Raw genomic sequence first — 7,682 nt, forward strand, 5'->3', positions numbered from 1 at the left:
CCGTGCTGGCGCTTGCTCCACCTGTGCTGGAAAAATCACTGCTGGTACTGTTGATCAGTCTGATCAGTCCTTCTTGGATGATGATCAAATCGAAGCTGGCTTCGTTTTGACTTGTGTCGCTTACGCAACGTCTGACTGCACAATCGAAACTCATCAAGAAGAAGCACTCTACTAAAATCCAATGCCGCAGTTTGTGGCTTGTATGCTGGGGCGTGTTTGCTGCGCCCCAATTTTTGTCTTTAAATTGATGCTCCAACTGCTGCCCTGGGGACGCTACAGTGGGAGACATCGCAGTTAGACGTTCCCCTAAGGGTGCAGATGCAATGAATGCAGTTGACTATCTTCGGATTAGTTTGATCGATCGCTGCAATTTCCGCTGCCAATATTGCATGCCCGACTCCCAGGATTTGCATTTTGTACCGCCAACAGATGTTCTGACGGCGACAGAACTATTAGCCTTAATTCAGGCAGTTTTTATCCCTTTGGGGTTCACTCGCTTTCGTCTCACGGGAGGGGAGCCTCTCCTTAGACCCGATATTTTAAAGATTGTGCATGAGGTGGCAGCATTGCCCCAGGTACAAGACTTGGCAATGACCACGAATGCATTTTTGCTAGAACCTCTAGCTCGGGATTTATATGAAGCTGGATTGCGCCGCATTAACATTAGTTTGGATTCGCTTGATCCAGACACCTTTGCCACTGTCGTAGGTAGAGATTCGCGAAGACATCAGCGTTGGAATCAGGTTTGGGCTGGCATCCAAGAAGCCTATCAGGTAGGGTTTAATCCCCTTAAACTCAATGTGGTGATTATTCCAGGGGTGAACGATCACGAGGTGTTAGAACTGGCAGCGTTGACGATTGAGCGTCAGTGGCATGTCCGGTTTATTGAGTTTATGCCGATTGGAAATGCAGATTTATTTTGCGATCGCGGCTGGATACCGTCAGAGGAATTACGAACCCGCATTCGAGATCGGTGGGGCCTCACGGAAAGTCAGGTCCAGGGCAATGGTCCTGCGGATGTGTTCCAAATCCCAGGTGCTAAAGGAACCTTAGGATTTATTAGCCAGATGTCGGAATGCTTTTGCGATCGCTGTAACCGCATGCGCTTATCGGCAGATGGTTGGCTACGGCCTTGTTTGTTGAATGAAACGGGACAGTTAGATTTGAAGACGGCGTTGCGGGATGGCGTGTCTATGGGGGTATTAAAAGATCGCGTCCGGGAATTGTTGGAACTCAAACCAGAGATTAACTATAAGGAGCGACAATCCGGCACGATGGGAGCAAACTATAGCCGCACCATGTCTCAAATTGGTGGATAGCTGGTCAAAATTAGAGCCTATCTCTGTTATTTCGTTTCTAGGCCAAGGGCTTGTTTAAGAATAGTCCGCTCTTCGGTGGGAAGCTGGAGAAAAACGCGGGGGTCATTGGGCGCTGCTTTGTAATGGACGGCGGTTGTTAGTATACGTAGGGGAATCTTAAATTCTTCATGCCCTTCTGCTACTTCAGTCCAAACTTCTAGCCAAGCTTGGGCAGCATTCTGACTGACCATTTCCGAGATCAATGCGTCGCAGCTTTCGATTAGACCCACCCCTAGCGCATTTAGAAACTGATACGCTTTAAAAAGCGGGACAAGCTTTCGAATATGGAATTCCCATTGTTGAGTATCTTGATTCCGTTTGAATAAGCTTATAAGCATAATATCCGCCCACCAATTGTTGGATATTGCAACATCTGTTAGTTGATTAAGTGCATCTTCAAGCACTTCATATGCTTTATCATTGGGGTTAAGCGCAAATACCATCTCAGCTCTATTAAGCTTCCCAAATTTTCTATCTGGATTAATCTTTAGGGCTTCATCAAAGTTTTCGATAGCTTCTTCATACCGGCCTAAATAGCGTAGTGCAATACCTCTACTATTCCATACAGAATCATCCTTCGGCTTTAATGCCAATGCTTTGTCAAAGCTTGAAATAGCTTCCTCATATTGACCTGAATAGCGTAGTGCAATACCTCGGTTAGTCCAAGCTAAATGGAAATCTTCAACGATTTTAAGGGTATTGTCCCAACTTTCAATTGCTTCCTCGTATCGCTCTAAATTAAATAGTGCATAGCCTCGATTATTCCAAGATTGAAAGTCATCCGATTTAATGTCCAGGGCTTTGTCAAAGCTTCGGATTGCTTCTTTATGCCAACCTAAATTATCTAAAAGAATACCTTGTCCCAAATAATCTTCAGAAAGGCCTTGAAGTTCCACTAGCCTGTGCATATGGTATAAGGCGGCATCATAATCTTTCTGTTGATATTTTTCAAATAGTGCCTTGTAGTGAGCAGCAATCCGTGGATCATGTTCTTCTTCTGCATTTCTCTCTTGAGCCAACTTCAGGTAATAAGAATCAAAGCGTGAGCTTTCTGATGTGTTAGTAGTTTGGGCTTCCAGCTCTTTAAGTTCTTTACGTGAATACCAAGCTTTGAGAAAGTCCACAATCAAGCGAACTGGTTCCCCTCTTGTTTCTTTAATAGACAGGCAGATCCGCAGTAAGGGTTCACGCAACTCATAAAACGACTGCCGGCCGATATTATCGGATGATACGTAACCCCTATCTCGTAGGATCTTCAACTGATTCGATATTGTTTGATGAGTCGCAAAACACCGTCGGGCGATTTCTTTTACAGACATCGCGTATATGTGACGAGTCAATACTTTAATTATCTTGCGCTGTAGTGATGTGAGATGCATCATCCGTTCCTGATAATAAGGCGTCAGATCATCCAACATCTTCATAAACGGCTGAATCAAATTATCCAATGATTCATTGGCTAAAAATTCCGAAAATACAACATAAATCCTGTGATTACCACCTGCCAAATGGTGAACTGCCTGTACTCTGCTACGTCCCTTTGTAGTCTGAACAAAATTCACTAGCTTACGATTTTCTTCTTGTTGGGCAATATTTTTCAATAGAGTGACTGCCTCTTCAACTGACAAATCTTTCAAATATTGGATACGGAAGAATCCATAAAACGGAGAGGTTTGCAGTTTGACGCCATTGAACAAACTTTGCGATGTCGCCACAATTGTGCAGCAACTCTGTTCTTGCAAAAATGATCGCAACTGCTTTTGGCCAATATCCCCTAACTCCGCAAATACAACTTCTAGGTTTTCCATCAGCAGAAGTAACGTCCGTTCACCGATGAAGTTTTTCAGGGTGGAAAGCGCAACTTGTTCGGCTTCCTCTGGGGAAAGGTCATAGAGACGACTAATTCTGCTAGCAAGGTCATCATCTTTACATTCAGCTTGCAGTGCATTCAGAATTCGCAATACCAAATCAAAAAAAGATCCAACCCCCCACTCTTCCTCCCAAAGCCAAGCAATCACCAGATGATCTCTCAAATCTGTTTGTTGGGAGACACGGTGATAGAGCATCGATATCAAATGGGTCTTGCCAATTCCCCTCGGCCCAATTAGTAAGTTGAACTGTTTGCTATTCGTTAAGGCACTCACCCGAATTTGCTCAACCAAACGCTTAGCTAATTTGTCGCGTTGAACAAAAAGGGCCTCTAGAGTCTCAGAAGTTAACAGACTAGGCGTGTAACGAGAAACCTTCATTTTGCTAATCCCCGATGAATAATCCAGCTTTGCTGAATCAAGGCAAACCGAAACTCGTAGGCATTCACATCAACTTGCTGGATATAGTGATCGCGCTGGAGTAAGGTCAACACATCTCGGGTTGACTCAATATCAAAAGTATCCGTCTGAGATAAAATCCGATTATAAATTTCATCAAAGGACAGCGGTTCAGGAGCCAAGGCTAGTACATCTAGCAACTCCAAAGCTAAAGCCTTATCTCTGTTGAGGTAGTAGGTATCGATCCGTTCTCGATAATACCGAAGATGCCACGGATCTTGCGGGTCAAGCATGTACTGTTTAACGATGCTTGCGACATCAGCGGGTTCTTCTGCCTCAAGAAAATGATCAACCAGTTGATGGATAAAGAACGGAAGATTGTCAGCAGCTTTGGCAATCTCCTGGGCAGTTTTCTCCAGCTCCACAGCCAATCCTTCACCCACAATGAGCTGCCGGGCTAAATCTTCTGCATCCGTCTGAGCCAAGGGTGGAACATCCACAATCTTCATGTCATTCGTTGGATCATTGGCATATCCTCCTCTTTTCAATGTCGTCAATACGTTGTGTAATCCAATCGACCCCGTAAACACCATTCTTAAATTGGGGTGAGTTTGCCGGAGAGAGCGCAATACATCTAATATTTCTTGGACAAAGGTTTCTCCTTGCTGTTGCTTAATGTCATACAACATCAGCGGCAATTCATCCCAAAAAAAGATGACTGGACAATTCTGATGTTCCAGCAAATCTTCCATTGCTCTTTGTAAGACATCATTCCAGTGGTCTTCGGCTAACTCAGGGAGCTTCACGACTCCGGCAATTTCCAAACCTGTCAGGTTTCGAATTAAGTCGCGAACCTTGATGGCACTTTTACCTACATAGCTTAGGTACTTCTCCACATCATCCAGCACCCGCCTAGTAAAATCCGCTGCTGTCTTAATCCCTTCTAAATCTCGATAAATCGTAATGACCGTGTCCGGAGCTTCACTGTCCATTTTTTTGACAATGCTGGTTTTGCCCATCCGTCGTTCAGCTGTTAGGACCAAACTTTGACGGCCCAGAATTCGCCAGAGCTTTTGTATCAGACGATCTCGCCCCACTACCTCTTTGGGAGATAGTATTCCACCTGGATTAACTCTCATATATAACGTACGTTAATTTCAACGTATGTCAATTTTAATGTACGTCAATTATAACGTATATTATTGATCTTTAGACAAATAAGCTCTATATTATTGGAGCAATGTGGGCGAAAAAATGCCTAAAAAAATCCGAGAATTAAAGCAGCTACTGAAAAAAGCTGGTTTTAGAGAGCGTCCTGGCAAGGGAAGTCATACCAACTGGATTCATCCTTTGTATCCTGGTAAAGTAACAGTCTCTGGGAAAGATGGCTCAGATGCCAAACCCTACCAGGAGAGAGAAATTACCAATGCAGTTAAAACCGTCCGAGAGCAGCAGCAAAACGGATCAACCTAAGTATCGAATGTTGATTCAGTGGTCTGAAGAAGATCAGTGCTTCTTGGTCAATCTCCCAGATTTTCCAGGTCAACGTTGGCGAACCCATGGCTCAACCTATGAAGAGGCTGTTGCCAATGGCAAAGAAGCAATCGAGTCCTTAATAATGGCTTATCAATCCGATAGTGAGCCTCTACCTAAACCTCAGTATTCTGAAGCACAATCTCCTGCCTAAAAGGTTCTTGAGGTTGCTACCTTTTTCATAGAAAATCAAAATTTAGTATTCTCAAACTGGCCGTAAAACAGCAACAATGGGTCGATGATCGGAACCGTTGGCCTGGCCTACCCAAGCTTCAATACCATCAAATCCACGGCTGGCTATATGATCGATGGGAATTTTAGCTAACAGATGAGGGAATGTGGATTCATAACTCCAAGTCGCCCAGATTCCCTGCCCTTGGGTGACACTAGACAGATCTGCTGCCTGTAGAAATTGACTAAAATAAGGCGACCAGGGAGAAGTATTAAAATCTCCCATAACAATGACACGATTAGAGATTTTTTCAATAAACGGGGCAATTCGCTCAAATTGTTGATTGCGAACTGCAAAAGAAGACCGGGTTAAAGGAATAGGTGGGTGAATGCCAATTACCGTGAGTAATTCCTGAGGCATTTGAACCTGAGCAACCAGACTAAAGTTGAGGCCATGATCCGTCACATTGGGATACTCAGCCGTCACGCTGAGCAAAGGGTAACGGCTAAAGATGGCATTACTGCCCAGTTTTGAGTGTTGGTGATAAGGATAATCCAAACGATTTTTTATCTCATCCATTACAGATAGATTAATTTCCGTTAGAAACAGGATGTCAGGATTTTCCTGCTGAATTGACTGCTGGATAGCAGCATAATCTGAGTTCTGGGTCCAAATGTTATAAGACATAACCCGTAGACCATCTGGATGAGACCCCAGCTTAGGCATCCCAACCCATTGAAGCCAGGGTGTTGCCATTAACACCGCCAGCAAGGTTGCTATTCCCAAACGTAGATATTGCCTGCGTAGCGAGCGATGGGAAAGTCTAAACCCGAATCCAAAAACGGGGATAAGGCAAAGATAGGGCCAAAGTTCCTTGCCTAATGCTAGTGGATAGGAATGGTTAAGCGCAGGCAAAACCGAGTAAATCCCTAAACTAAAACTGAGCAGCAATGTGATTAGAGCAATACTTTGCTGGAACATCAGTCGTATCTTAAAAAATTCGGTAGAGATTTGGCCTGATTATACTTGAGCTATTTCGTTCGTGATGTTTCTCGGATCACTGACTTTGACATTGGCACGTTGGGCCCGAAACATGCCAAAACGGCAGAGCCCAGTGCCAAAGGCTAACCGCATCAACAAAATTGTAGGGACTTCTCTAAGGGATTTGAGGAGGCCCGAGAATCCGAACTTCACTAAGCCAGATGGTCGAGCCACGCCCTGCCAAATGGAATCCAACCAAGACGGTAGCGTCTCTTTTGTCCAATCGGAGGTGATCACATTTCCATCGACTAACCCAGTAGAGGTGAGTTCTTCGGAAAAGCCTTCAATACTGGCAAAGGCTGGGTGGGACCATTGATCCAGGAGCTGGCGCATGACAGGCCGCTCCCAGAAATTCAGCGGTTTTTGCCGATCATCCCGCTGGTTCCAATCCGCTAACACCAACACCCCACCGGGCTTCAGTACTCTCATCAACTCTTTGGCAAATACCGCTTTGTCTGGCATATGGGGGCCTGCCTCTACAGACCAGACCACATCGAAGCTAGCATCGGGATAAGACAAGGCCATGGCATCATCCACTTTAAAATGAGCATCTACTCCATCTGGGGTTAACTCTCTAGCCCGTTCGACTTGTTTGGGACTAATAGTTACACCAGTGACAGAAAAGCCATAATCTTTGGCTAAAACTCGGCTACTACCGCCAAAACCACAGCCCACATCTAAAAGGGTTGTTCCTGCTGGGAGTTTATCCAGACCGCCCCAGGCCACCATTTCATGGACAAAGTCATATTTAGCTTTCAAGAAGTTTTTACGGCGAGGAGGGGAGCCATAATGTCCTAAATGAATATGCTCCCCCCAATAAAACTCTAAAATGCCATCTTCCGTCCATTGATCATAGGAGTTGGCAACAGAGTCGGCGGAGTTATAGCTACGGGCAGTGAACAGGTAAACCGCAATACCCACGATAACCAGAGCAAGAAGAATAACTAAGGCAATAAGAGCGTTCATGGAATGGGGCTGGGTGAAAAGCTTAAGTCGCTCTTAAATATAACAAGAACCTGTATTGACGGGGGTTGAGCGGTTCGCCGGGCTAGCCAGTTCAGCTCGAGGACTGGTGTCCATGCATCTACTGAAATGAAAGGTGTTATGCATTATCTGCATTCGCTCATTTCATAAAAATTTATATTTTTTTCAGATTTTCTGAATTGTTACAGTTTGCAAAGGTATAATTAGGGCTGTGAACCACCACTTGGCAGGTCGGTGGTTAAGAAAAGACGCTGTAATCCAAGGGACATAACAATTCATGCGAGTTGCGATCGCAGGTGGAGGTCTGGCAGGTCTCTCCTGTGCCAA

At 44.8% G+C, this 7,682-nt stretch carries 8 protein-coding genes; 4 read left to right on the top strand and 4 right to left on the bottom strand.

The features are described 5' to 3' along the window. The coding region (locus Q0991_RS12665) for a 2Fe-2S iron-sulfur cluster-binding protein (protein ID WP_299489061.1) at nucleotides 1-175 on the top strand (175 nt) is incomplete at its 5' end. Nucleotides 176-323: 148 nt separating this feature from the next. Continuing rightward, entirely contained in the window at nucleotides 324-1,319 is a 996-nt protein-coding gene (gene moaA / locus Q0991_RS12670; protein WP_299489051.1) for a GTP 3',8-cyclase MoaA, read from the top strand. Between the two features lie 26 nt (nucleotides 1,320-1,345). On the opposite strand, the gene Q0991_RS12675 is transcribed toward moaA, so the two are convergent. Beyond that, a complete protein-coding gene (locus tag Q0991_RS12675; RefSeq protein ID WP_299489053.1) occupies nucleotides 1,346-3,607 on the bottom strand; it encodes a tetratricopeptide repeat protein in 2,262 nt (753 codons plus the stop codon). Next, nucleotides 3,604-4,764 carry an AAA family ATPase gene (locus Q0991_RS12680; RefSeq protein ID WP_299489054.1) on the bottom strand — a complete coding sequence of 387 codons (1,161 nt, stop codon included), beginning with the start codon at nucleotides 4,762-4,764 and terminating at the stop codon, nucleotides 3,604-3,606. The genes Q0991_RS12675 and Q0991_RS12680 overlap by 4 nt, the downstream gene beginning before the upstream one ends. A 115-nt stretch (nucleotides 4,765-4,879) precedes the next feature. Here Q0991_RS12680 and Q0991_RS12685 point away from each other — a divergent pair, with 115 nt between their 5' ends. After that, the gene (locus tag Q0991_RS12685; RefSeq protein WP_299489056.1) at nucleotides 4,880-5,098 is read left to right on the top strand and encodes a type II toxin-antitoxin system HicA family toxin; all 219 of its coding nucleotides are present in this window, start codon (nucleotides 4,880-4,882) and stop codon (nucleotides 5,096-5,098) included. Further along, entirely contained in the window at nucleotides 5,052-5,312 is a 261-nt protein-coding gene (locus Q0991_RS12690; RefSeq protein ID WP_299489057.1) for a type II toxin-antitoxin system HicB family antitoxin, read from the top strand. The genes Q0991_RS12685 and Q0991_RS12690 overlap by 47 nt, the downstream gene beginning before the upstream one ends. 51 nt (nucleotides 5,313-5,363) lie before the next feature. Here the strand turns inward: Q0991_RS12690 and Q0991_RS12695 are convergent, their stop codons facing one another. Together Q0991_RS12695 and Q0991_RS12700 are read right to left on the bottom strand one after the other, a co-directional pair. Beyond that, the gene (locus Q0991_RS12695) at nucleotides 5,364-6,311 is read right to left on the bottom strand and encodes an endonuclease/exonuclease/phosphatase family protein (protein ID WP_299489059.1); all 948 of its coding nucleotides are present in this window, start codon (nucleotides 6,309-6,311) and stop codon (nucleotides 5,364-5,366) included. Between the two features lie 39 nt (nucleotides 6,312-6,350). After that, entirely contained in the window at nucleotides 6,351-7,337 is a 987-nt protein-coding gene (locus Q0991_RS12700) for a methyltransferase domain-containing protein (protein WP_299489060.1), read from the bottom strand. Between the last annotated feature and the right edge of the window lie 345 nt (nucleotides 7,338-7,682).

It is taken from the genome of Acaryochloris sp. IP29b_bin.137 (genome assembly GCF_028285745.1).
Lineage (GTDB): Bacteria > Cyanobacteriota > Cyanobacteriia > Thermosynechococcales > Thermosynechococcaceae > Acaryochloris.